The following is a 22,324-nucleotide window of genomic DNA, read 5'->3' as shown; positions in this document are numbered from 1 at the left end:
ACTGAACGTTTTTAAAACTTTAATGTTGTGCAGTTTAATTTGAATACTCTCCACTTGAGATGATGCGAGGTTGATCAGATGAACCCTGATCATTATCGACATCACTTTCACGAATGTAGTCACCTAAACTATCATTTTGCTCCTGAGTTGGCTGCGTCTCTTCAGTATCAACTGTGTAAGGTTCTACTTCATATTGTGTCGAACCACATGCCGTAGCTTGATTTGGAATGGAGTTGCGCGACAGAGGAATATACATCGCACCTGTACAATGCTGCGCAGATAAATTACCTGAATAACGGTCTAACCAATGCCACTGTACGCTGTCTGGTTGACGTAAATTAACTGGTTTTTGACGTAACTGCTTCATCACATTGGTCCAAACAGGAAGTGCTCCTGACGAACCAGTTAAGCCTGTAACTTTGTTGTTGTCTAAACCTAACCAAACCACACTTAAATAATTACCTGAATAACCTGCAAACCATGAGTCACGCGTATCATTGGTTGTCCCTGATTTACCTGCAAGTTTGAGTGAAGCTGGTAATGATGCATAAGCAGAACGGCCTGTGCCTGAACTCATCACTTGTTGTAAACCGTAGTTCAAGATAAATGCAGCATCAGGTGCAATAGTCGGTTGTACCGTTAAGCTATAACGATCTAATAAACGACCATTGGCATCGACCACTGAACGAATAGCTTTCACTGGATATTTGAAGCCACCGGTTGCAAAGTTGCCATAGACACTCATGACTTCCATCGGTGACATATCGATAGCACCGAGGTAAATCGAAGGGTAGTTTGGAATATTAGAAGTCACACCAAACTTTTTCAGATGGTTAATAAAAGTCGACATACCGAACTCTTGACCTAAGCGTACCGCAGAGAGGTTATACGAGTTTGAAAGGGCATCGACCATTGGTACGACACCATGTGCGCCACCACTATAGTTTTTCGGTGTCCAAGCTTTGCCATCACTTTGAATGCTGATAGGACTGTCTTCGATTTGACTCGCCCAGTTATAACGGTTTGATTCTATCGCACTGAGGTAAATCACAGGTTTTAGCAATGAACCGACTTGACGTTTAGCATCCATTGTACGGTTAAAGCCAGTAAAGTCCTGCGTTGAACCGACTGCTGAAACCAATTCACCATTTTCAGGATGAGACACCAGTACCGCGCCTTGTAATTCTTTCAAGCGTGCTGGATTGGCATTACTTAAACGTGCCACAGATTCTTTAAATGCAGTTTGTACACGAGTTTGAGCAATCGGGTCCATCGCGGTGAAAATACGCAGACCTTGATTGGTCAAATCGCTTTCTTGGTATTCGGTACGCAATTGACGACGCACGATATCCATATAGTCTGGGAAGCGAGAAGGGCCCAATGTTGGTTTTGTAATGACATTCAATGGACGTGCTGACTCAGTTTCATATTGTTCCTGAGTTAAATAGCCCATCACCACCATATTGTTTAACACAATATTACGGCGTTTAATCGCACCTTCAGGGTTTTTCCACGGATTAAATAGGGTCGGGCCTTGAACCAGACCGACTAAATACGCCTGCTGAGCAATATTTAATTCACGCAGTGGTAAACCAAAATAGAATTGTGAGGCTAAACCATAACCATTGATTGAATAGTTACCGTTTTGACCTAAGTTCACTTCATTTAAATAAGCTTCAAGAATTTCATCTTTGTCATAGTGAAGTTCAATCAGCATCGCCATTAAGGCTTCATTGGCCTTACGCTTAATGGTTTTTTCAGGCGATAAATAGAAATTTTTCACCAATTGCTGAGTGAGGGTCGAACCACCTTGACGTTTACCACCAGTGACATTACTTACGATGGCACGTGCTGTACCACGAATGGAAATACCATGATGCTGATAGAAATTACGGTCTTCTGTAGCAATTAAAGCCTGGATTAAAGGCTTTGGCACTTTATCAAGTTTGATCAGCACACGGTCTTCATTGTGCTGAGGATAAATACCACCAATTAACATCGGCTCTAAGCGGGCAATACCACTGCTTGAAGGCTTGGTCGCACTTACTTCAGTGATTTGATCTTCACCAAAGGTCACTTTAAGGACTTGTTCAGGGTCGACACTATCACCAAAGTCAAAACCACGCGTATGGATATAGGTTACATTGCCAGAAGTAACGTAACTTCCCGTTTTCGCATAGCTGTCTTGAGCGTTATAGCCCAAAAGTTTCAGTTCTTGGTTGAGGTCTGCTTGGCTTACAGGCGCATTGGTGTAAATTTCTAAAGGACGAGCAAATACCTTAGCTGGAATATCCCAACGTTGACCTTCGAATTTGTCCCGTACAATATTATCTAGACGAATAAGATAAATGCTGAACACGAGAAATCCGCCGATAATCAACAGCGAAAAAATCAGTGCAATTATGCCTATGCCACGTTCAGACTTCATAAATAGTGATAAAACCCTGAGAAATTTTGCTAATCATGCGAAGCTTTTCAGTATTTTGCAATATTTAAACTGTTATATGTATGCAAAATATTGGAAGCTACTTCACTAAAGTCGAAACTTTAAAGTTTTTTTAAATCATTTCTGTTAGTGATATGATACCAATGAGGCGAAGCGGAGCAAAAGCGCAGGTGCAAATTTCACATAAATCATTTCGAAACATTGGGTTGATTGGTCGTCCAGACAAATCATCAGTGATCGAAACCCTATGTTTGATCCACGATCATATTTTGAGTTTGGGATTACATCCTGTATTTGATACGCAAACAGCGCAGCTGGTTCCCTATAATAATACTCAGACGGTCAGCCGTAATTTATTGGGTGAGGTCGTCGATTTGGTGATCGTAGTCGGCGGTGATGGTTCATTGCTTCATGCTGCACGTGCCTTGGTGAAATACAATACTCCTGTGATTGGGGTGAACCGTGGTCGTTTGGGCTTCCTGACCGATATCAAACCGACAGAAGTGATTTTCAAGTTAGATCAAGTGCTCAAAGGTGAGTTTCAGCTAGACCGACGTTTCTTGTTGGAAATGGAAATTCGCTCGAAAGGTGAGTCGATTTATGATGCCGTGGCTTTAAATGATATTGTGCTGCATTCAGGTAAATCGGTACATATGATCGACTTTGAACTGAATATCGATGGCCAATATGTGTACCGCCAACACAGTGACGGTTTAATTGTTTCCACGCCAACCGGCTCTACAGCTTATGCATTATCTGGTGGTGGGCCGATTGTCCACCCAAGTATGGATGCGATTGCCTTAGTGCCAATGCATCCACATACTTTGTCGTCACGTCCGATTGTTGTGGGCGGACAAAGCGAAATTAAAATTTTGATTCGTGAAAATCGTGTTCTACCAATGGTCAGTGCCGATGGTCAACACAGTGTATCATTGGGTGTAGGCGATAGTTTACATATCCGCAAACATCCATTTAAGCTCAACTTATTACATCCACCTGGTTATGACTTCTATATGGCATGTCGTACCAAGCTAGGCTGGAACCAAGATTTTGACTCATTAAAGCAGGATTAATTATGAATATTGAACAGATGCTTGCCGTACTCGATCCTGAAATTGTTGGTCGATTAAAAACGGCAATTGAAATTGGTAAATGGCCAAATGGTGTAGCGCTGACTCAAGAACAACGTCAGATTTGTATGCAAGCGGTTTATGCATGGGAAATTAAACATTTGCCAGAAGATGAGCGTAGTGGTTATATTGACCGTGGGACCAAAGAAGAAGATGAGCATTGCGACTCGCATGTGGAAGAACCTGAGTTCAAGCCGATTCGTTTCGTTTAATCCTTTTTCTTTTTGATTGAAAAAGCCAGCTCAATGCTGGCTTTTTATTGGCTTGATGCATGCCTAGATTTATTTCTTCATATCTGCTTATTTAAGCGTGACGATTTGCCCACATGGTTTTGGCAGTTTGCATGGCTTCATCAAAACTTGCGACTGCACCCATGGTATATAGTGCGATTCCCATGGTTTCGGTGACTGCGATTTCACCATATTCATGTGTCTGCTGACCATCCCAAACGGCTTTAAAAACGGCCAAATCAAGTTCTTCTTCGACTGGACTACGGTTGTCCGTCAGTTTAGGCAACTCATGTTCATACATTTCACCATCCTTGATACCACAAATTAATGTTTTTGCATCGGGGTTACGTTCGAATTCACCACCTTCACCCTTAATGACAGCACTATTTTGATAACCCAATTGAAATGCCGCACGTTGGTGTGATCCACGATAGGCTGGATGGAAAATAGCTTGCATGGTGGCTTTGGCATTAAATGGATTTATCAGACGCGCAAGGGTGTGAATTGGGGAACGTAAACCCATCACATTGCGTAGTGAAATTAAATCACTGAGTATTGGTGAAATGACGTCGAGCGGAATATAAGCAAAATGACGTTGTATTAGTTGCTGTTCCACATCTGTATCATTTTGGCAAATAGGAAAACCCAAATACTCTAATACTTGTTCTGTATAAAGGCGGTTAATGGTATGACCTGAAGCGCCATGCATTACGACATTGTAGCCGTGTTTTGCTAGCGTTAATGCGGCCAATAAAAACCAAGGATAATGTTTGCGTTTACCTGCATAAGATGACCAATCTAAATCGACATCAAGTTTTTTAAACTTGAGCTGATCACGTGTGGCTTGGACAAAGCCAGTGAGTTCATCGACTGACTCTTCTTTTACACGCAATAACATCAAGAAAGCGCCCAATTGAACGTCTAAAACCTCATTTTTTAAGATCATGCTGAATGCTTGGTAGGCTTCATCATAAGTGAGCGAACGTGCGCCATTTTTGCCTTTACCCACGATACGGACAAATTGCGCAAAAGGATGTTCAAAATCTTTGTAAATATTTCGTTTATTGTTCATGCAAATACTGGGCTTAAAATTAGGACTTAAGGATAGTTTACTTCTATAGTTGATATTTTTCAGCCTGATAATGAGCGTAAAAAATGCAGTCTTTAGACTATAGTCTAATGATCTCGGTCTATTATTTAACCGAAATTAACATTTGTGGCAGAACAAGCCATTAAAAAACAGGTAAAATTTAACCTACTTTAGTATGTGTTTCATCTCCTGATCAATGTGCTGATTCTATATCAGGTCCTGATGTGATTATTTAATCACCATACATATTTCGTTTTTCTGTATTTGGCTAAGTCAAATACCTTTGGTGCTCTTTTGTCGAAGACAAAGGGGTTTTGGGCTGTTTATTTTTTGAAAATAGACAAAAACTGAATATTTCTTTGAAGTAGAAATATATCGTGAAGTAATGTCATGGCTAAAAAACCAATTTATAAGTCACTATATTTTCAAGTGATCGTTGCCATTATTGCGGGTGTATTGGTGGGTCATTTCTCACCAAGTGGTACGCAAATCATCAATGGTACCGAGCAATACGTAAAAGGCTGGGGTGAATTGTTCTATCCACTAGGACAAGGTTTCATTAAGCTAATTAAAATGATTATTGCACCTGTGATCTTCTGTACCGTAGTGAGTGGTATTGCAGGCATGGAAAGCATGAAATCTGTGGGTAAGACAGGTGGGGTCGCTTTACTATACTTCGAAATCGTTTCGACCATCGCACTCATTATTGGTCTTGCAGTGATTAATATTGCAAAACCAGGTGTGGGCATGAACGTAGATCCAGCATCTTTAGATACTGCAGGTATTTCTAAATATGTTGAATCTGGTGCAGCACAATCTACACAAGAATTTTTTATGAATATCATCCCAAACACCGTTGTTGGTGCGTTTGCTGAGGGTGAAATTCTTCAAGTTCTATTATTTGCCTTATTATTTGGTTTTGCTTTGCATAAACTTGGTGATGCAGGTAAGCCTGTATTGAAGTTTATTGATCAAATTGCACATGTATTCTTTAACATTGTAAACATGATCATGAAGCTTGCACCAATTGGTGCTTTCGGTGCGATGGCTTATACCATTGGTAAATATGGTATTGGTAGTTTGGCGCAATTGGGTCAATTGATCATCTGCTTCTATATCACATGTTTGCTGTTTATTTTCATTATACTTGGCTCAATTGCACGTATTTGCGGTTTCAGTATTTTGAAAATGATTCGCATGATTCGCGAAGAGTTACTGATCGTACTGGGTACGTCATCTTCAGAGTCTGTACTGCCACGTATGTTGAAAAAACTTGAACTTGCTGGTGCAGAAAAATCTGTAGTGGGTCTTGTTATTCCAACAGGTTATTCATTTAACCTAGATGGTACGTCTATTTACCTAACCATGGCAGCAATCTTTATTGCACAAGCGACCAATACACCGCTTGATATTTCGCATCAGATCACATTGTTATTGGTTCTACTCATTTCATCTAAGGGTGCTGCGGGTGTGACGGGTTCAGGCTTTATTGTGATGGCTGCAACATTGTCTGCTGTGGGTCATATTCCTGTTGCAGGTTTGGCATTAATTCTTGGTATTGACCGTTTCATGTCAGAAGCACGTGCATTAACGAACCTTGTAGGTAACTCATTGGCAACGATTGTGGTTGCGAAATGGGTGGGTCAATTAGACAAAGAAAAACTGGATTTTGCTTTAGCAAATCCTGAAGAAATTGACCGTCAGATGCAAGAAGAAGGCAATGCACATCATGCCTAAGGCTGATGCTGTGATGTAAAAGATGTAATTAAAAAGGAAGCTTCGGCTTCCTTTTTTAATGCAAGGGCAAAGCCAAATTTGAACGCTTTAGTTTTTAGGCATGACGGCTGTTCTAAACTGCAATAGGATGGAGCTCAACAAAATAACAAACTCAACCAAGGAAGAAACACATGCTAGCTTATGATGCAGACTTAGAATTATTTCGAGATAACTTTCGCCGCTTTATGGCAGAGCATGTCGCACCACATTATGAGCAATGGGAACGTGAAGGCATTATGCCGCGTTCAGTATGGAATGCTTTGGGTGAAAATGGCTTTTTATGTGTGGATGTGCCTGAAGAATATGGCGGCTATGGCGTCCCAACGCATTATTCACTGATGCTAGTTGAAGAATCTGCGCGAGCAGGTTTTAGTGCATTATCGACAGGTATTTCATGCCATTCTGAAATTGCAGCACCTTATATTTTGCACATTGGTTCAGAAGAACAAAAACAATATTGGTTACCGAAAATGGTCACAGGTGAAGTGGTCGGTGCTATTGGTATGACAGAGCCGGGAGCAGGTTCGGACTTGCAGTCTATGCGTAGTAGTGCAATTTTGCAGGGTGATCATTATCTGCTCAATGGTTCGAAAACTTTTATCTCAAATGGTCAACATGCAGACCTTGTGGTATTGGCCGCGAAAACTGATCCACAAGCACGTGCCAAAGGTGTGTCATTACTTTTAGTCGATACACATTTGGATGGATTTAAGAAAGGTACCAACCTCGACAAAATTGGTCTGCATGCGCAAGACACTTCAGAGTTGTTTTATGACAACGTCAAAGTGCCAAAAGAGCAACTTTTGGGTCAAGCTGGACAAGGCTTTGCTTACTTGATGCAAGAGTTACCGCGTGAACGTACCGCAATTGCCTCGACTGCAATTGGTGCGATTCGCGGTTCCATTGATGTGGCAACGCAGTATGTTAAAGAGCGACAAGCGTTCGGACAGGCGATCGGACAGTTCCAAAATACTCGTTTTGTCTTGGCACAGGCTAAGATTGACGAATTGGCTACAGCGGCATTTTATAATCAAAATGTTGAACTTTATATGCAAGGCAAACTTGATGTTGAAACTGCAGCAGCACTCAAGAGCTTTTCTACCGATATGCAAATGAAAGTGGCCCATAATCTACTTCAATTATTTGGTGGCTATGGTTATATGACCGAATATCCAATTTCACGTTTCTTTGTCGATGCACGTATTCAGCAAATCTACGGTGGCACCAATGAAATTATGAAAGAAATCGTGGCAAGAAGTATTTTAGGTCGATAAACAATTTATCAGGCTGAAATTAAAATAGCGAAGTGAAGACTTCGCTATTTTTTTTAGGATGTATTTCTATAGAGACGATGTATTTCTATAGATTTGCTTATTTGAATTAGATTGTGTGTTTAATTTTGCGTGAATATTTTGAAACCTATGATAATGACGGTTGCCCCAAAACTTGCAAACAGACTTCAATAAATTCAGGGGTATCTAAAGTACTGCGAGACGATATATATAGGTTATTATCATTCACGACCGATTGATCCGACACCACCACACCTGCGTTTAACAAAGCAGATTTCAGCGTTTCAGATTGGGCGAAATGACGACCTTGTATGACTCCAGCTTCTAATAACAACTGTGGACCATGGCAACTGCTCAAGATCGGCTTTTGGCTATCTGCAAAATTACGTACAAAATAGATAAAACGGTCATCTAAAGAGAGTTTCTCTGGGGAATAACCGCCGGGAATAAACAAGGCATCAAAATCATGCACAGAGGCATCGTCGATACTTTGGTCAATGGTGATCTGGGAACGGCGTTTAATACCGTAAACAATTTTTCCAACCTGATCTTCGATATTGATAATGCTGTGCCGAGCGGCTCGAAAGGCCTCCACAGGCTCAAGGTACTCAATATCTTCAAAATCGTAGGTCACTAACACTGCAATTTTCTTGTGCATACTTGTACCTATGGGTCTGTTATTTTTTTTCTGATATTTAGACTACAAAGCCATGATAAAAATTACCTGTGTCTTTTGTAATAAATGCGTCAATGACTGTAAACACTAGATGAAAGTGCCTATTAAGTCACTGAAAAAACGATCAATGACCAAGTGTTTATATAGATCATCTTTAAGTTTCAAATTATTTCTATGCCATGAAAACCAAGTTTTGAAATTTTTATTTTGCTGCGGGTATTGAGAGCAAAATATAAAAATGAAATGACCAATGAAACAAATTGATTGATGGGCTTATAAGAGGATGGATCTGATGCAAATTTGGAGGAAAAGAGAAGGCCTATTTATTGTGCTGCTCAAGATGAATGATCAATAAAGCCGTCAAAAGGTAAGATTTGCCTCAATTATGGTTTTACCTATCAGTTTGGCTGTTTTGGCTCTTAAGTTAAGCTGATGAAGCTTTAATCAACTGTATGTTTTTAAGGCTGAAACCATCAAAGTCGTATTGCGCAACATTTGAAAGCTAACTATTGTTATACTGTTTGCAAAATTTTTTTGAAGGGCGACATAACAATGATCAACGATGATCAAAACACTCCGACTTCTCTGGACTTAGCTCAAATTCGTGAAGATATCGACTCTGTTGATATGCAGATTCAACAACTTATCAATCGTCGTGCGAAACTAGCTGAAGCTGTGGCAAAAGCAAAATTTGCTGCAGAAGAGAATCCATTGTTTTATCGTCCTGAACGTGAAGCGCAAGTTTTACGTAAAGTTATGGATCGTAACGAAGGCCCATTGTCTGATGTGACAATGGCACGTTTATTCCGTGAGATCATGTCGGCTTGTTTAGCTCTTGAAGCACCGCAAAGTATTGCGTTCTTAGGTCCAGTTGGGACATATACACATTCGGCGGTGTTGAAACACTTTGGTCAAGACGCTGTTGTTCGCCCTCTTCCAACGATTGATGAAGTATTCCGCGAAGTAGAAGCAGGCAGTGCGCACTATGGTCTTGTGCCTGTAGAGAACTCATCTGAAGGTGTAGTGAACCACACCCTAGATTGCTTCAAATCTTCACATCTGAATGTTATTGGTGAAGTGGAGCTGCGTATTCATCACCAGTTCCTAGTGTCTGAAAACACACGTAAAGACAGCATTAAACAAATTTATGCTCATCAACAAACTTTGGCGCAATGCCGTGGTTGGTTAGATGCTCATTATCCAGGTGTAGAACGTGTTGCACTCAGTTCAAATGCAGAAGCTGCACGCCGTATTCGCAATGAATGGCACTCAGCAGCAATTGCTTCTGAAGTCGCTGCGAACATTTACAACCTTGAAATTTTGCATAGCAATATTGAAGACAATCCTGAAAATACTACTCGTTTCTTGGTGATTGGTCGTGAGAAAGTGCCACAATCTGGTAATGACAAAACTTCATTGTTGATTTCTGCGCATGACCGTGCGGGGGCCTTACTTGAAATTCTTGCACCGTTTGCCAAGCATAATATTAGCTTAACAAGTATCGAAACACGTCCTGCATTACCCGAAAAATGGGCTTATGTATTCTTTGTGGACTTGGAAGGTCATGTTGAGCAAGAAAACGTGAAAGCGGCAATTGAAGAAATTCGTCCGTTAGTAAAAGAAATTCGTGTATTGGGTTCATATCCGATTGCTGTTCTTTAAGATCACAACTGTGATCAATTCCATCAGGAGTTGATCACCTTCATCATTTGAAAAAACTGGAAGTGTAAAATGACGTTTGTCCCAGCCAATGAAGGCATTGCAAAGCTAAAGCCTTACCAACCAGGTAAACCAATTAGTGAACTTGAGCGTGAGTTAGGTATTACAGATATCGTAAAACTCGCATCAAATGAAAACCCATTGGGTTGTTCTGACAAAGTGAAAGAAGCGGTTGCTGCTGAACTTGCAGAAATTGGTCGATATCCGGATGGTGGCGGTTTTATTTTGAAAGACCAAGTTGAAAAACAATTTGGTATTGCACATGACCGCATTACGTTAGGTAATGGTTCAAACGATCTTCTAGAAATTTTTGCTCGTGCTTTTGTTTCAGAACAAGACTCTGTAGTGTATAGCCAACACGCATTTGCTGTGTATGGTCTGGTGACACAAGCCATTAATGCTGAAGCGATTGAAGTGCCTGCAAAAGGTTTTTCACATGACCTAGATGCAATGGCTGCGGCAATTAAAGACAATACTAAATTGATTTTTATTGCGAACCCAAATAATCCAACAGGTACATGGTTTGAAGAAGCTGAATTTGAAGCGTTCATGCAAAAAGTACCTGCAAATGTGATCGTGGTTTTAGATGAAGCTTATGTGGAATATTTCCCAGAAAACTTCAACAGCTTGAAATTCTTAGATCAATACGCAAACTTAATCGTTAGCCGTACCATGTCAAAATGCTATGGCTTGGCTGCGTTACGTGTTGGTTTTGCCTTGGCTTCAGTTGAAGTGACGGATTTCCTCAATCGTATTCGTCAACCATTCAACGTCAACCATTTAGCAATGGTTGCTGCAGTTGCTGCACTTAAAGACGAAGCGTTTATTGAAAAATCACGTGTAGTGAATAAAGCAGGTATGGCGCAACTTGAGTCAGGATTTGATGCTCTAGGTTTAGCGTATGTGCCTTCACGTGCGAACTTCATTTTAGTGAATGTTAAAGCAGATCCTGCACAAACCTTTAATGCGTTATTAAAAGAAGGTGTGATTGTTCGTCCAGTTGGTATCCCTGAGCATTTACGTGTATCAATTGGGACTGAAGCTGAAAATGCTAAATTCTTAGCTGCCTTGGCTAAAGTTTTGGGCTTAGAGGCTAAAGCTTAAGTCATGTCTGTGCCACTATTTGAAAAAGTTGCTTTTATTGGGCTTGGACTGATTGGCTCAAGCCTAGCTCGCGTCATGATTGCTGAAGGTTTGGCTAAGGAAATTGTGGCGTCTACACGTTCACAAAAAACCTTAGAAGATGCAAAAGCTTTAGGACTTATTCAGCAGGGTTATAGCGATCCTGCCGAAGCGGTCAAAGGTGCAGATCTCGTTGTTTTGGCTTTGCCTGTACGTGCGACACAAAAAGTCCTTGAGGGGATCAAGCCTTATCTATCCGAACAGACGATTATTACCGATGTTGGGAGTACCAAAGGCAATGTCGTTGATGCAGCGAAAGCAGTCTATGGTGAGCAATTACCTGCTGGTTTTGTACCGGGGCATCCGATTGCTGGGGCTGAACTGACAGGTGTGCATGCCGGTAAAGTGGATTTATTTGCTAATCACAAAGTGATTTTGACACCTTTACCTAGCAGTGCAGATTGGGCTGTAGAGAAACTGATTCAATTGTGGCAAGCTGCCAAAGCGGAAGTGATTTGCATGGATGTGGAAAAACACGACGAAGTGTTGGCCCATACCAGTCATCTTCCGCATTTGATGGCATTTAACTTGGTTGAGCAACTTGCGAACCGAGAAGACAATTTAGATATTTTCCGTTATGCCGCTGGCGGTTTTCGTGATTTCTCACGCATTGCTGCAAGCGACCCACATATGTGGCATGACATCTTTTTTGCCAATAAAAAGGCAATTTTAAATGCGGTAGATGGCTTTGAAAAACAATTGGCTATTCTTCGCAAACTGATTGAAGATGAAAACTCACAAGCGTTGATGGGACTGTTGGGGCATGCACAAGCGGCACGTCAACATTTCAATCACATGCTCGCAAAGAAACCACTGATGGAGAAAAATAAAGTGACGACACAGCAATTCAAAATTTTACCGGGTCCCAAGCAATTCCAAGGTAAATTTACTGTGCCAGGTGATAAATCTGTGTCACATCGCTCTATCATGTTTGGTGCTATTGCAGAAGGCACAACGCATGTCACTGGTTTCCTTGAAGGTGAAGATGCCTTGGCAACCCTCCAAGCATTCCGCGATATGGGGGTGAGTATTGAAGGCCCTAAAAACGGCGAAGTCACCATTCATGGTGTAGGCATGCATGGTTTAAAAGCACCTGCAGGCGCTTTGTATATGGGGAACTCAGGGACTTCAATGCGTTTGCTTTCAGGCATGTTGTCGGCACAAAAATTTGATTCGGTGATGACAGGTGATGCGTCATTATCAAAACGTCCAATGGAACGTATTGCCAAACCATTACGTGAAATGGGTGCGCAAATTCAAACTACAGGTGAGCGTGGTACGCCGCCCGTATCTATTTCTGGAAGTCAAAACCTGAAAGGTATTCATTACGACTTACCAATGGCATCTGCACAAGTAAAATCAGGTATTTTATTGGCAGGTCTTTGGGCGGAAGGTGAAACTGTTGTCACTGAACCAGAACCGACACGTGACCATTCTGAACGTATGCTTCGTGCATTTGGTTATGACGTGAAAACAGAAGGTAACCGAATTTCACTTCAAGGTGGCGGCAAGTTAGTCGGTACAGACATTCAAGTACCCTCTGACATTTCATCTGCAGCATTCTTTATGGTGGGTGCAGCGATTACTGAAGGTTCAGATGTCACACTCGAAGCGGTTGGCATTAATCCAACACGTACAGGTGTGATCGAAATTTTAAAACAGATGGGTGCAGACTTGACTGTTGAAAACGAACGTATCGCTGGCGGTGAGCCAATTGCAGATATCCGTATTCGTGGTTCACGTACACTCAAAGGCATTCATATGCCAGAGGATCAAGTGCCATTGGCGATTGATGAATTTCCAGCACTGTTTATTGCAGCGGCATGTGCAGAAGGTCAAACCATTTTGACCGGTGCAGCTGAACTCCGTGTGAAAGAGTCGGATCGTATTCAAGTAATGGCAGATGGCCTAAAAATTATGGGTATCGATTGCACGCCAACCGATGACGGCATCATCATTGAAGGTCAAGGCAAAGCGGGTGAGTGGGGTGCAATCTTCACAGGTGGTCAAATCGAATCACATCATGACCACCGTATTGCAATGAGCTTCTCAATGGCAGGTTTACGTACTTCGGGTGAAATTAATATCGTGGGTACAGAAACTGTTGCGACTAGCTTCCCGACATTTACAGAGCTAGCGACTCAAGCCGGTTTAACGATTGCAGTAAGTGAATAAATAATTCACTAAATTTGTATATTTATTCAACAATAGCCAAGCAAATGCTTGGCTGTTTGGTTTTAATTGCTTATGCTAAAACCATACAACAAGAATGTCTTTGGATAGATACATGAGAAAACTACAATTCACCGCGCATAGCGAGTCAAATCGAGTTGAAAGCAGTGCTGATACGCAAACTCAGGTTGCTGAATTATTGGCAAATAAATTAGAGCGTTATGGCTTTCAAACGTTATCGCAAAGTGGTGATCAGATTGCAGTCAGTGTCGATCAGCATGAATTGCCACTTTCAGTGACATGTCAGGGGCAGGATGAATCAGGTCGTCTAGTCTGTGAAATTACCTCTTATCCAGATGAAGACCAAGATTGGTTAGATCGTATTACTGAGCAAAGTCTATTGAACCAATTGGCTCAAGCGGTTGAAAACAGTTTAAAAGAAGAAGAGTCATATAGTGAGTTTCAATGGAAACAAATGACAAAATGATTTGAAAATTGAATTAAAAATCATCCATAAAAAAAAGCAGCATAGCGCTGCTTTTTTATTTTTAACGGAATGTATCGAACAACGTTATAGACATTCAATATTGATAGGATTCATGGTTCGATTGCTCTTTTTCACATAGTCACACATTTTTTCTGACTCTTGTTCATTGAGTCCCCAAAACACGATCACACCACGTTGATCAGTCAATTTGCTATCGCTTAAATAAATATAATGAGTGTCATGATATTTTTTATCGAGCATATCTTTATATTTTTGATCGGTAAAAGATGAACAAGACGAAATTTCAGCTTCTTTACACACCGAGTCACTTGAACAGCGTTGCTTAAAGGTTGAAATCATATTCATGGTGTCTGTGCTGTTGAGTTGAGCTTCACACACTTGGCTGTTGGGAAAGTCATAGACCATCTTTAAGCTAAAATCACGACCATCGACATTCATCTTGTATGACGCAGTCAAATAAGCTTTGGGACTATCATTAGCAGCAACCGTAGACGCTGGCAAATTTGTCGTTGTGGATGGGGTTGAATTAAAATAATAGACCAAAGCTGCAATGCCTAGACTTAAAATCACAGCAACAATAAATTTCATTTTTCCCTCTAAATTTTATCTTAATTTTTCTGGGTATTATTTCTGTAGTTAATGATTTAAACAAGTAAATAATTGGTTTTTAGATAAAAAATTGAGGCGTAATCAAAATTAAACGAGCATAGGCTTAAGTCATTACATGTTGAACGAATTATGATCACTAATGCAAAAAAATTGGATAAATCGAAAAGCGAGTAGTTCAGTTTATCTGGAATATTGGGGGAATAGAGCGGTCACTAGGCAAAAAAATGAGCCAGTTAAGCTGACTCATTTTTGGTATTGTTTATACTAAAAAGCGTGAAATCGCAATACGAAGCTGTTTTAGATAACCCGTAAAGAAGTGGTTTGCACCTGGCAAAACCGTGATTAAATGGCGCTGTGGTTTGGCCCACTGAATCAAGTCAGATAACAGTGTGACATTATCTTCTTCACCATGAATAAATAAAATATCACCCTTAATATGCGGTGTCACATAGTGACGTACACCTGCAACTGTTGTGGTTGGTAAGCCGCATAAAATAGTCTGTACAGGCTGTAACTCCACTGGCAATAGGGCATAGCATTTAGTCATGACATTTGCACCAAAACTAAAACCGCCTGCATAAAATGGTAAGTTTGGGTGTTGGCTACGAGCAAATTCAATGACTTGCATGGTATCTTTGGTTTCACCATTGCCTTCGTCATGTATTCCTGCACTTTGGCCAGAGCCGCGGAAACTTGGGCGATAGACAACATAGCCACGTTCTAAGAACATTTGCGCTAAAAGCACAGGTACTTTGTGCTGTGGTGTGCCACCTTGCAATGGGTGAGGGTGTGTAACTACCGCGAATCCTTTCACTTCACCCTGTGGATAATCAACAAAAATTTCAAGCTGACCAACAGGCCCTTGAATGAACAGTTGTTCTGACATAATGACTAAAATGTGAAAGCGGGAGAGTCGCATAGTTTACAGATTATGTTTATCAAAAACACAGATTGGATTTGAAAATACTCTACTGTTATAGTTTGTTTAATTAAAAATTAATCAGGATGTTTATGCTCGCTTTAATTTCTCCAGCAAAAACTTTAGATTACGAAACCGCTTTACCGACTGAAAAATTCACTCAACCACGGCTATTAGATCATTCTGAGGAATTAATCTCAGTCGCACGTAAATTGTCGGTAAGTGAAATTTCAAGCTTGATGAGTGTCAGTGAGAAAATTGCGAATTTAAATGTTGAGCGCTTCCGAGATTGGCAGCCTGATTTTGATTTTGCCAATGCACGCCAAGCAATCTTTGCCTTTAAAGGTGATGTATATACCGGTTTAGATGCTTATAAACTTACAAACTCAGACCTTGAATATGCACAAACCCATTTGCGTATGCTCTCGGGTCTCTATGGTTTATTGCGTCCACTGGATTTAATGATGCCATATCGTTTAGAGATGGGGACCAAGCTGCAAAATCCACGTGGACATAACCTATACGAGTTTTGGGACAATACCATCACCAATCTCATCAATGACGATTTGGAAAAAGCGGGCTCTGAACTTTTGGTCAACATCGCTTCAGATGAATATTATAAGTCGGTCAAAGAATCAAAAATTAAAGCCGAAATCATCAAGCCAGTTTTTCTCGATCAAAAGAACGGCAAATATAAAGTCATCAGCTTCTATGCCAAAAAAGCACGTGGCCTAATGGCGCGTTATTTGTTGGAAAATAAAATTGAACGTATTGAAGATATTAAGTCGTTCAATACCGATGGTTATTATTTCGATGCAGAGAGTAGCTTAAAGGGTGAATTGGTCTTTAAGCGAGATGAACAACAAGCCGCTTAATTTCGAAATTGAAAAGCTTAGACTGAAAAGAATATGTATAGCCGCTGCCTTGAAGTCAGCGGTTTTTTATCTTCTTCGTTCGAGATTTAATGGTGGGGCTGTGAAATTGATGGTGCTTTAAATTTCGTATGTGAAATGATCTATGATTTGAAGCTTTTTGCGGAAAAGGATTCGAAAAATCATTCAGCGATTATCTTGTCTATCAGTCTAAAATATATTACAAAGTTAACATTGATCGAACAAATAGCTTATTAAATGACTTAATAAGATATAAAATTGTGAAATACGTCACTTTTTTGTTTAAGTTTTTTGTTATTATAGCCAAATATTTAAACATGAATAAAATTTTGTTATGAAAAAAATACTGATACCAATTTTTATACTCAGCATTGTGTTCTTAGGGTTTAGTGTTTATAAAAATGCAGAGTTAAAGCGACAGCAAGAAATTAATCAGGTGTTCAATGATGATTTGAACGCATCACCTTATATGCGCTAAAAAAAAATCAATCTTGCTACTTTTGAATTGAGCTCAAGCATGATCTTGAAGAGTTCGTCTAAATATTGATATTTTATTTTTACATATAATAATTTGAAACTTTATAAAGAAAACAATGTCTTAAATTTACTAAATTGAAAAGCGATGAAAATGTGGAAACATTAAAAAATCAATGTGTTATAATTTGCCGAAATTAATTTGATCAGTATTTATTGATATTAAATACGAATTAAATGACATAAATAGAGGAGCTGCATAGGTTTATGCAGCTTTTTTGTTTGCAAATTTCAACATTTGTACCGTGTTGTATGCTGTTGAAAATAGGATTTTTTAAAGCCTGCAATCTGCCGAATTGGCATATTCGTTGCTTAGGCATACACAAAATTAATGATGAATACATGACATGATTAATTTTGTGGAATGCTTATATGCATAAAGTTTACTTCATAGGGGCTAGGTCATGACGACTCCTAATCCATCTTCCGAGAACATGCTTGAACGTCTGTTTAAACTGAGCGAAAACAAAACCAGTTTCAAAACAGAAGTCATTGCAGGTGTAACTACTTTCTTGACAATGTGTTACATCATTATTGTCAATCCAATGATTTTGTCCGAAACGGGTATGGATCATGGCGCTGTTTTTGTCGCAACCTGTCTAGCAGCAGCCATTGGCTGTTTGGTGATGGGTCTTGTTGCTAACTATCCAATTGCCTTAGCACCCGGTATGGGCTTAAACGCTTACTTTACCTATTCTGTATGTTTGGGTATGGGCGTGGAATGGCAAACTGCTTTAGCAGCTGTTTTTGTCTCTGGCCTTGTTTTTATCGCTATCAGCATGTTCAAAATCCGTGAAGCGATTGTCAATGCGATTCCAATGTCGCTTAAACTGGCGATCGGTGGCGGTATTGGTTTATTCCTTGCGCTGGTTTCTTTGAAAAATGCCGGCATTATTGTTGATAACCCTGCAACACTGGTCAGTCTGGGTGATTTAAAACAGCCGTCTGTCTTGTTAGCTTTACTTGGCTTCTTGATGGTTGTGGTTATGCATCACTTTAAAGTACGTGGTGCAATCATCATCAGTATTTTGGTGATTACTGCAATTTCAACCCTGCTGGGCTTCAACGAATTTAAAGGTGTTGTAGGTGCTATTCCTTCAATCGCCCCAACATTCATGCAAATGAACTTCGAAGGTCTATTCACCGCAAGTTTGATTGGCGTGATCTTTGTATTCTTCTTGGTCGATTTATTTGATTCTACAGGTACATTGGTCGGTGTATCACACCGCGCAGGTTTATTAAAAGACGGTAAATTACCACGTTTGAAGAAAGCATTATTTGCAGACTCATCTGCAATTGTTGCGGGTGCGGCATTGGGTACGTCTTCAACTACGCCTTATATTGAATCATCAGCAGGTGTTGCTGCCGGTGGTCGTACAGGTTTAACTGCAGTTGTGGTTGCTGTATTGTTTATTTTGGCATTGTTCTTAGCACCACTTGCTCAGTCTGTACCAGGTTTTGCAACTGCGCCAGCATTATTGTTTGTTGGCGTATTGATGATTCAAGGTATCGTTCATATTGAGTGGGATGATATTACTGAAGCAGTCCCTGCATTCTTAACAATTGTATTTATGCCGTTTACGTATTCAATTGCAGACGGTATTGCAATGGGCTTCATCAGCTATGCATTGGTTAAATTGCTTACAGGTAAAGCGAAAACTGTACCGTATATGGTCTGGATTATTGCTGCCCTTTGGGCATTAAAATTTGCTGCATTTGGCGGTTAATACTGTCAAATAGCGAAAGGGTGTAAACTCAGTTTGCACCCTTTTTTATTTTTATGAGGATAAAAGATGGATCAACTTGAGCTGATTCGCGCTTTGCCAAAAGCAGAGCTACATGTGCATATTGAAGGGACATTTGAGCCTGAACTCATGTTTGCAATTGCCCAACGCAACAATATTGCAATCCCTTATCAATCAGTCGAAGAATTAAAAGAAGCGTATAATTTTCATAATTTACAGTCTTTTTTAGATATTTATTATGCAGGTGCAAATGTACTGATTCATGAGCAAGATTTTTATGATTTAGCATGGGCATATTTAGAAAAATGTGCAGAAGATCATGTGGTTCATACTGAAATGTTCTTCGACCCACAAACCCATACAGACCGTGGTGTTGCTTTTGAAACTGTTTTGAATGGCTTACAACGCGCTTGTGATGATGCTAAAACGAAACTGGGCATTAGCTCACATCTGATTATGTGTTTCTTACGTCATTTATCTGAAGATGCAGCATTTTCAACTCTAGATCAAGCTTTGCCATATAAAGATCAAATTATTGGTGTCGGTTTAGATTCGAGTGAAGTGGGTCATCCACCATCAAAATTCGAACGTGTTTTTGCAAAAGCCCGTGAAGCAGGTTTTCTTATCGTTGCGCATGCAGGGGAAGAAGGTCCAGCAGAGTACGTATGGGAAGCCTTGGATTTGCTGAAAGTAAATCGTGTTGACCATGGTGTACGTTCAGAAGAAGATCCAGCCTTAATGCAGCGTTTAATTGCAGAGAAAATGCCATTAACCGTTTGCCCGCTGAGTAATTTAAAACTTTGTGTTGTGAATGATATGGCTGATCATAATATTCGCCGTCTATTGCAACAAGGTGTGCATGTGACCGTCAATTCAGATGATCCATCGTACTTTGGTGGTTATATGAATGATAACTTTGTTGCGATCACCAAAGCGCTTGATTTAAGCAATGTAGAGTTAAAGCAACTGGCAATCAACTCTTTTGAAGCATCATTTATTTCAGATGCTGAAAAACAAGCTTGGATTAAAAAGATTGAAGCGTTGAATTAATAATCAGCGTATAATCTCAGGCAGTGAATATTCACTGCCTTTTTTATGTCTAAATCATGCTTTTCTCTCATTCAAATCGCTCTATATTTGCCTCATCGATTACATTTTTAGCCGCAGTATTGATTTCATCCGCTGCTAGTGCAGATAAATCAAGTTTAAGTCAGCGTATGCTAAAGCCTGTGATTGAATATCAATGCTCGCAAGAGTTAAATAGTTCTAAAATTTGGAAAGGTGCTGCGTTGTTTATGAGTGCTCAACAGAAAAAAGACAATCAAGCTGCGATTTGTCAGTGCGTGAGTGAGCATGCTATGGATGATATCGGTGCGAAAGATCTGATGACTGCTGCAGTGAATGAAACTGAAAAGAATAAACTGATATCTAAAGCGGTTTTGAATAGTATGCGCGGCTGTGCTCAGCAAGTGCTGAATTAAAAGATGATGCTCAAAATAAAAGCCACATGATGTGGCTTTTATTTTGTCTTTATTAGGGTTTTGGTTGTCGTGTCATGCTTTTGAGCACATGGTCTTTATCAATAAAATGATGTTTCAGTGCTGCCAAAATATGACCGACTAAGAGCAAGCCTGCTGCCCAAGAAATCCAAATATGTAGCGGTTTCACGATGGCAAGTAATTCAGGATTATCTTGGACCAAGCGTGGTATTTCAAACAAATACAGGACAGGGGCCGGGTGACCTGCGCTCCAACTAAATAAGCAACCTGTAATAGGTAAAGCCAGTAGTACAAAATAAAGTGCTAAATGACCCAAATGTGCCAAGGTTTTCATGCCGGAGGACATGTTGTCAGGTAAATCTGGAGCGGGGTGGGTATAGCGCCAAAAGATTCGTATCACCACCAGAAAAATAATCGTAGTAGCAATATTTTTATGGAGGGTAATGACTTGCCCTTTAAAGCTGCCATCGACGTCATAACTCAGAAAATTACCACTATAAAAGCCAATTAACCATGCCACGATGAATATGATCGCCATCAGCCAATGTAAGACCTGAGCTGTTCGAGTGTAGTATTGTGTGTTATTGCTCATGTTGATTATTTAAGCGTCCAATCTTATGCAGATTCTAATACAGACCACAAAAATATGCGTCGTTTAAAATCGGGACACTGTGTTGTGAATATGCAACACAGGCTTTGATGATTAACTACACAACTACCGAATTTATTTTAAATAGTCATATCAGATGGTGTGTGATTTGGGGCACAATATGCGCGTTAATTAACAGAACAAAGGAAATATTCGTGAAAAAATTAGTTGCTGTTCTAGCGCCATTAGCGCTTGTACTTTCTGCATGTGCTGCGACTGGTACAACAGGTACAAGTACATCTACAGGTACAACTTCAGCAAACAGCTTGGCAATGATGGCTGTTAAAGTGGGTGTTCAAGCGAAATGCGTGACTGAGCTAAATAACAACAGCTACTGGAAAACAGGTTCAAAACTATTAACAGAAACTCAAAAATCTGAACTACAAACTGAAGTGTGTTCATGTGTAGGCGAGAAAGCGACAACTAGCGTGACTGCAACGGATTTGGTTGTAGCAGCAATGGATAAAACTTCACAAGCTAATCTTGCGGCTAAAATCGTGACAAATACTTTAAATGCTTGCGTGATCGAAACATTTAAAAACTAAGATTTAGAACATTTTATACGACCCAGACATTGGTATTGCTGAGTATTAGCAAATCCAAATTAAGGGTCGTATTTTATTTTGAGTGAGAGATATATGAAAATTGCTGGTGCAGATGAAGCGGGTCGTGGTCCATTGGTGGGTTCGGTTGTTGCGGCAGCTGTCATTTTAGATCCAAATAACCCGATTGAAGGTTTAAACGATTCTAAAAAGCTCACTGAAAAAAAACGTGAAAAGTTATTTATTGAGATTCAAGAAAAAGCCTTGGCTTGGGCGATTGCTGAAAGTTCTGCACAAGAAATTGATGAGATCAATATTTTGCAGGCATCGTTACTTGCAATGCGTCGTGCAGTGGAAAAACTCAATGTACAGCCAGAACACGTGCTAGTCGATGGTAATAAAGTCCCAGCTGGTTTAGCGATGAGCTGTGATGCTGTCGTAGGTGGTGATGCGATTCATCCTGAAATTTCGGCTGCGAGTATTTTGGCAAAAGTGACTCGAGACCACGAAATGGTTGAACTAGATGCAAAATATCCACAGTATGGTTTTGCGAAACACAAGGGCTATCCAACCAAAGCACACTTTGAAGCAATTGCGCAGTATGGGGTGATTGATGAACATCGCCGCAGTTTTGGTCCCGTACGTAAAGTTCTAGAAGGGTAGTAATAAAGCTTAGTTGAACGTCTATAGTAAAAGCATGTTCTAGATAAATT

20 protein-coding genes are annotated in these 22,324 nt (G+C 40.2%); 14 read left to right on the top strand and 6 right to left on the bottom strand.

Annotated elements, in window-relative coordinates:
* Nucleotides 1-34: 34 nt before the first annotated feature.
* Nucleotides 35-2,428: a penicillin-binding protein 1B gene (gene mrcB, locus FTV50_RS07240; protein ID WP_180023967.1), complete on the bottom strand. Its 2,394-nt coding sequence runs from the start codon at nucleotides 2,426-2,428 to the stop codon at nucleotides 35-37.
* A gap of 152 nt (nucleotides 2,429-2,580) precedes the next feature.
* On the opposite strand from mrcB, the gene FTV50_RS07235 reads away from it, so the two are divergent.
* Entirely contained in the window at nucleotides 2,581-3,519 is a 939-nt protein-coding gene (locus FTV50_RS07235; RefSeq protein WP_078189100.1) for an NAD(+) kinase, read from the top strand.
* 2 nt (nucleotides 3,520-3,521) lie between these two features.
* On the top strand, nucleotides 3,522-3,788 hold the full coding sequence (locus tag FTV50_RS07230) for a YeaC family protein (protein WP_078189099.1): 267 nt from the start codon (nucleotides 3,522-3,524) through the stop codon (nucleotides 3,786-3,788).
* A gap of 91 nt (nucleotides 3,789-3,879) precedes the next feature.
* Here FTV50_RS07230 and FTV50_RS07225 read toward each other — a convergent pair whose 3' ends face one another.
* On the bottom strand, nucleotides 3,880-4,878 hold the full coding sequence (locus tag FTV50_RS07225; RefSeq protein ID WP_078194417.1) for a glycosyl transferase family protein: 999 nt from the start codon (nucleotides 4,876-4,878) through the stop codon (nucleotides 3,880-3,882).
* A 408-nt stretch (nucleotides 4,879-5,286) separates the two neighbouring features.
* Here FTV50_RS07225 and FTV50_RS07220 point away from each other — a divergent pair, with 408 nt between their 5' ends.
* Both FTV50_RS07220 and FTV50_RS07215 read left to right on the top strand, forming a co-directional pair.
* Nucleotides 5,287-6,633 (top strand): dicarboxylate/amino acid:cation symporter, encoded by a 1,347-nt coding sequence (locus FTV50_RS07220; protein WP_078194416.1) that lies wholly within the window; start codon nucleotides 5,287-5,289, stop codon nucleotides 6,631-6,633.
* A 170-nt stretch (nucleotides 6,634-6,803) separates the two neighbouring features.
* A complete protein-coding gene (locus tag FTV50_RS07215; protein ID WP_180020843.1) occupies nucleotides 6,804-7,946 on the top strand; it encodes an acyl-CoA dehydrogenase family protein in 1,143 nt (380 codons plus the stop codon).
* Between the two features lie 145 nt (nucleotides 7,947-8,091).
* Here FTV50_RS07215 and FTV50_RS07210 read toward each other — a convergent pair whose 3' ends face one another.
* A complete protein-coding gene (locus FTV50_RS07210) occupies nucleotides 8,092-8,622 on the bottom strand; it encodes a DJ-1/PfpI family protein (protein ID WP_180023966.1) in 531 nt (176 codons plus the stop codon).
* A gap of 570 nt (nucleotides 8,623-9,192) precedes the next feature.
* Between FTV50_RS07210 and pheA the strand changes: the two genes are divergently transcribed.
* The 4 genes from pheA to FTV50_RS07190 all read left to right on the top strand — a co-directional run bounded on the left by pheA (nucleotide 9,193) and on the right by FTV50_RS07190 (nucleotide 14,200).
* Entirely contained in the window at nucleotides 9,193-10,302 is a 1,110-nt protein-coding gene (gene pheA / locus FTV50_RS07205; protein WP_078194414.1) for a prephenate dehydratase, read from the top strand.
* A gap of 69 nt (nucleotides 10,303-10,371) precedes the next feature.
* A complete protein-coding gene (hisC, locus tag FTV50_RS07200) occupies nucleotides 10,372-11,463 on the top strand; it encodes a histidinol-phosphate transaminase (protein ID WP_078189092.1) in 1,092 nt (363 codons plus the stop codon).
* 3 nt (nucleotides 11,464-11,466) lie between these two features.
* The gene (locus FTV50_RS07195) at nucleotides 11,467-13,716 is read left to right on the top strand and encodes a bifunctional prephenate dehydrogenase/3-phosphoshikimate 1-carboxyvinyltransferase (RefSeq protein ID WP_180023965.1); all 2,250 of its coding nucleotides are present in this window, start codon (nucleotides 11,467-11,469) and stop codon (nucleotides 13,714-13,716) included.
* A 112-nt stretch (nucleotides 13,717-13,828) separates the two neighbouring features.
* Nucleotides 13,829-14,200 carry a hypothetical protein gene (locus tag FTV50_RS07190; RefSeq protein WP_078189090.1) on the top strand — a complete coding sequence of 124 codons (372 nt, stop codon included), beginning with the start codon at nucleotides 13,829-13,831 and terminating at the stop codon, nucleotides 14,198-14,200.
* Nucleotides 14,201-14,284: 84 nt separating this feature from the next.
* Here FTV50_RS07190 and FTV50_RS07185 read toward each other — a convergent pair whose 3' ends face one another.
* Together FTV50_RS07185 and FTV50_RS07180 are read right to left on the bottom strand one after the other, a co-directional pair.
* Nucleotides 14,285-14,809 carry a hypothetical protein gene (locus FTV50_RS07185; protein WP_180023964.1) on the bottom strand — a complete coding sequence of 175 codons (525 nt, stop codon included), beginning with the start codon at nucleotides 14,807-14,809 and terminating at the stop codon, nucleotides 14,285-14,287.
* Nucleotides 14,810-15,089: 280 nt separating this feature from the next.
* A complete protein-coding gene (locus FTV50_RS07180) occupies nucleotides 15,090-15,716 on the bottom strand; it encodes an alpha/beta hydrolase (RefSeq protein ID WP_078194407.1) in 627 nt (208 codons plus the stop codon).
* A 125-nt stretch (nucleotides 15,717-15,841) separates the two neighbouring features.
* Between FTV50_RS07180 and yaaA the strand changes: the two genes are divergently transcribed.
* From yaaA to FTV50_RS07160, 4 genes are all read left to right on the top strand, one after another.
* The gene (yaaA, locus tag FTV50_RS07175; RefSeq protein ID WP_180023963.1) at nucleotides 15,842-16,624 is read left to right on the top strand and encodes a peroxide stress protein YaaA; all 783 of its coding nucleotides are present in this window, start codon (nucleotides 15,842-15,844) and stop codon (nucleotides 16,622-16,624) included.
* A gap of 956 nt (nucleotides 16,625-17,580) precedes the next feature.
* Nucleotides 17,581-18,903 (top strand): NCS2 family permease, encoded by a 1,323-nt coding sequence (locus FTV50_RS07170; protein WP_111885323.1) that lies wholly within the window; start codon nucleotides 17,581-17,583, stop codon nucleotides 18,901-18,903.
* Between the two features lie 66 nt (nucleotides 18,904-18,969).
* The gene (locus FTV50_RS07165) at nucleotides 18,970-19,971 is read left to right on the top strand and encodes an adenosine deaminase (protein ID WP_180023962.1); all 1,002 of its coding nucleotides are present in this window, start codon (nucleotides 18,970-18,972) and stop codon (nucleotides 19,969-19,971) included.
* A 56-nt stretch (nucleotides 19,972-20,027) separates the two neighbouring features.
* Nucleotides 20,028-20,402 carry a hypothetical protein gene (locus FTV50_RS07160; RefSeq protein ID WP_111885321.1) on the top strand — a complete coding sequence of 125 codons (375 nt, stop codon included), beginning with the start codon at nucleotides 20,028-20,030 and terminating at the stop codon, nucleotides 20,400-20,402.
* 52 nt (nucleotides 20,403-20,454) lie between these two features.
* On the opposite strand, the gene FTV50_RS07155 is transcribed toward FTV50_RS07160, so the two are convergent.
* Nucleotides 20,455-21,012: a cytochrome b gene (locus FTV50_RS07155; RefSeq protein ID WP_078189083.1), complete on the bottom strand. Its 558-nt coding sequence runs from the start codon at nucleotides 21,010-21,012 to the stop codon at nucleotides 20,455-20,457.
* Nucleotides 21,013-21,224: 212 nt separating this feature from the next.
* On the opposite strand from FTV50_RS07155, the gene FTV50_RS07150 reads away from it, so the two are divergent.
* Both FTV50_RS07150 and rnhB read left to right on the top strand, forming a co-directional pair.
* The gene (locus FTV50_RS07150; protein ID WP_078189082.1) at nucleotides 21,225-21,614 is read left to right on the top strand and encodes a hypothetical protein; all 390 of its coding nucleotides are present in this window, start codon (nucleotides 21,225-21,227) and stop codon (nucleotides 21,612-21,614) included.
* A 93-nt stretch (nucleotides 21,615-21,707) separates the two neighbouring features.
* A complete protein-coding gene (gene rnhB / locus FTV50_RS07145) occupies nucleotides 21,708-22,274 on the top strand; it encodes a ribonuclease HII (protein WP_180023961.1) in 567 nt (188 codons plus the stop codon).
* Nucleotides 22,275-22,324 lie beyond the last annotated feature (50 nt).

The sequence above is a fragment of the Acinetobacter sp. YH1901134 genome (assembly GCF_013416965.1).
Classification (GTDB): domain Bacteria; phylum Pseudomonadota; class Gammaproteobacteria; order Pseudomonadales; family Moraxellaceae; genus Acinetobacter; species Acinetobacter amyesii.
The sequence above is the reverse complement of the archived record's forward strand: the minus strand, read 5'-3'. Positions and strand labels throughout refer to the sequence as shown.

Bases quoted from the DNA above. Each gene is read 5' to 3' on its own strand.
- FTV50_RS07170 (WP_111885323.1), top strand. From the start codon at position 17,581: ATGACGACTCCTAATCCATCTTCCGAGAACATGCTTGAACGTCTGTTT.
- FTV50_RS07155 (WP_078189083.1), bottom strand. From the start codon at position 21,012: ATGAGCAATAACACACAATACTACACTCGAACAGCTCAGGTCTTACAT.
- rnhB (WP_180023961.1), top strand. From the start codon at position 21,708: ATGAAAATTGCTGGTGCAGATGAAGCGGGTCGTGGTCCATTGGTGGGT.
- FTV50_RS07180 (WP_078194407.1), bottom strand. From the start codon at position 15,716: ATGTCAGAACAACTGTTCATTCAAGGGCCTGTTGGTCAGCTTGAAATT.
- FTV50_RS07185 (WP_180023964.1), bottom strand. From the start codon at position 14,809: ATGAAATTTATTGTTGCTGTGATTTTAAGTCTAGGCATTGCAGCTTTG.
- FTV50_RS07165 (WP_180023962.1), top strand. From the start codon at position 18,970: ATGGATCAACTTGAGCTGATTCGCGCTTTGCCAAAAGCAGAGCTACAT.
- FTV50_RS07195 (WP_180023965.1), top strand. From the start codon at position 11,467: ATGTCTGTGCCACTATTTGAAAAAGTTGCTTTTATTGGGCTTGGACTG.
- FTV50_RS07225 (WP_078194417.1), bottom strand. From the start codon at position 4,878: ATGAACAATAAACGAAATATTTACAAAGATTTTGAACATCCTTTTGCG.
- FTV50_RS07230 (WP_078189099.1), top strand. From the start codon at position 3,522: ATGAATATTGAACAGATGCTTGCCGTACTCGATCCTGAAATTGTTGGT.
- hisC (WP_078189092.1), top strand. From the start codon at position 10,372: ATGACGTTTGTCCCAGCCAATGAAGGCATTGCAAAGCTAAAGCCTTAC.
- mrcB (WP_180023967.1), bottom strand. From the start codon at position 2,428: ATGAAGTCTGAACGTGGCATAGGCATAATTGCACTGATTTTTTCGCTG.
- FTV50_RS07190 (WP_078189090.1), top strand. From the start codon at position 13,829: ATGAGAAAACTACAATTCACCGCGCATAGCGAGTCAAATCGAGTTGAA.
- FTV50_RS07235 (WP_078189100.1), top strand. From the start codon at position 2,581: ATGATACCAATGAGGCGAAGCGGAGCAAAAGCGCAGGTGCAAATTTCA.
- FTV50_RS07215 (WP_180020843.1), top strand. From the start codon at position 6,804: ATGCTAGCTTATGATGCAGACTTAGAATTATTTCGAGATAACTTTCGC.
- yaaA (WP_180023963.1), top strand. From the start codon at position 15,842: ATGCTCGCTTTAATTTCTCCAGCAAAAACTTTAGATTACGAAACCGCT.
- pheA (WP_078194414.1), top strand. From the start codon at position 9,193: ATGATCAACGATGATCAAAACACTCCGACTTCTCTGGACTTAGCTCAA.
- FTV50_RS07160 (WP_111885321.1), top strand. From the start codon at position 20,028: ATGCTTTTCTCTCATTCAAATCGCTCTATATTTGCCTCATCGATTACA.
- FTV50_RS07210 (WP_180023966.1), bottom strand. From the start codon at position 8,622: ATGCACAAGAAAATTGCAGTGTTAGTGACCTACGATTTTGAAGATATT.
- FTV50_RS07220 (WP_078194416.1), top strand. From the start codon at position 5,287: ATGGCTAAAAAACCAATTTATAAGTCACTATATTTTCAAGTGATCGTT.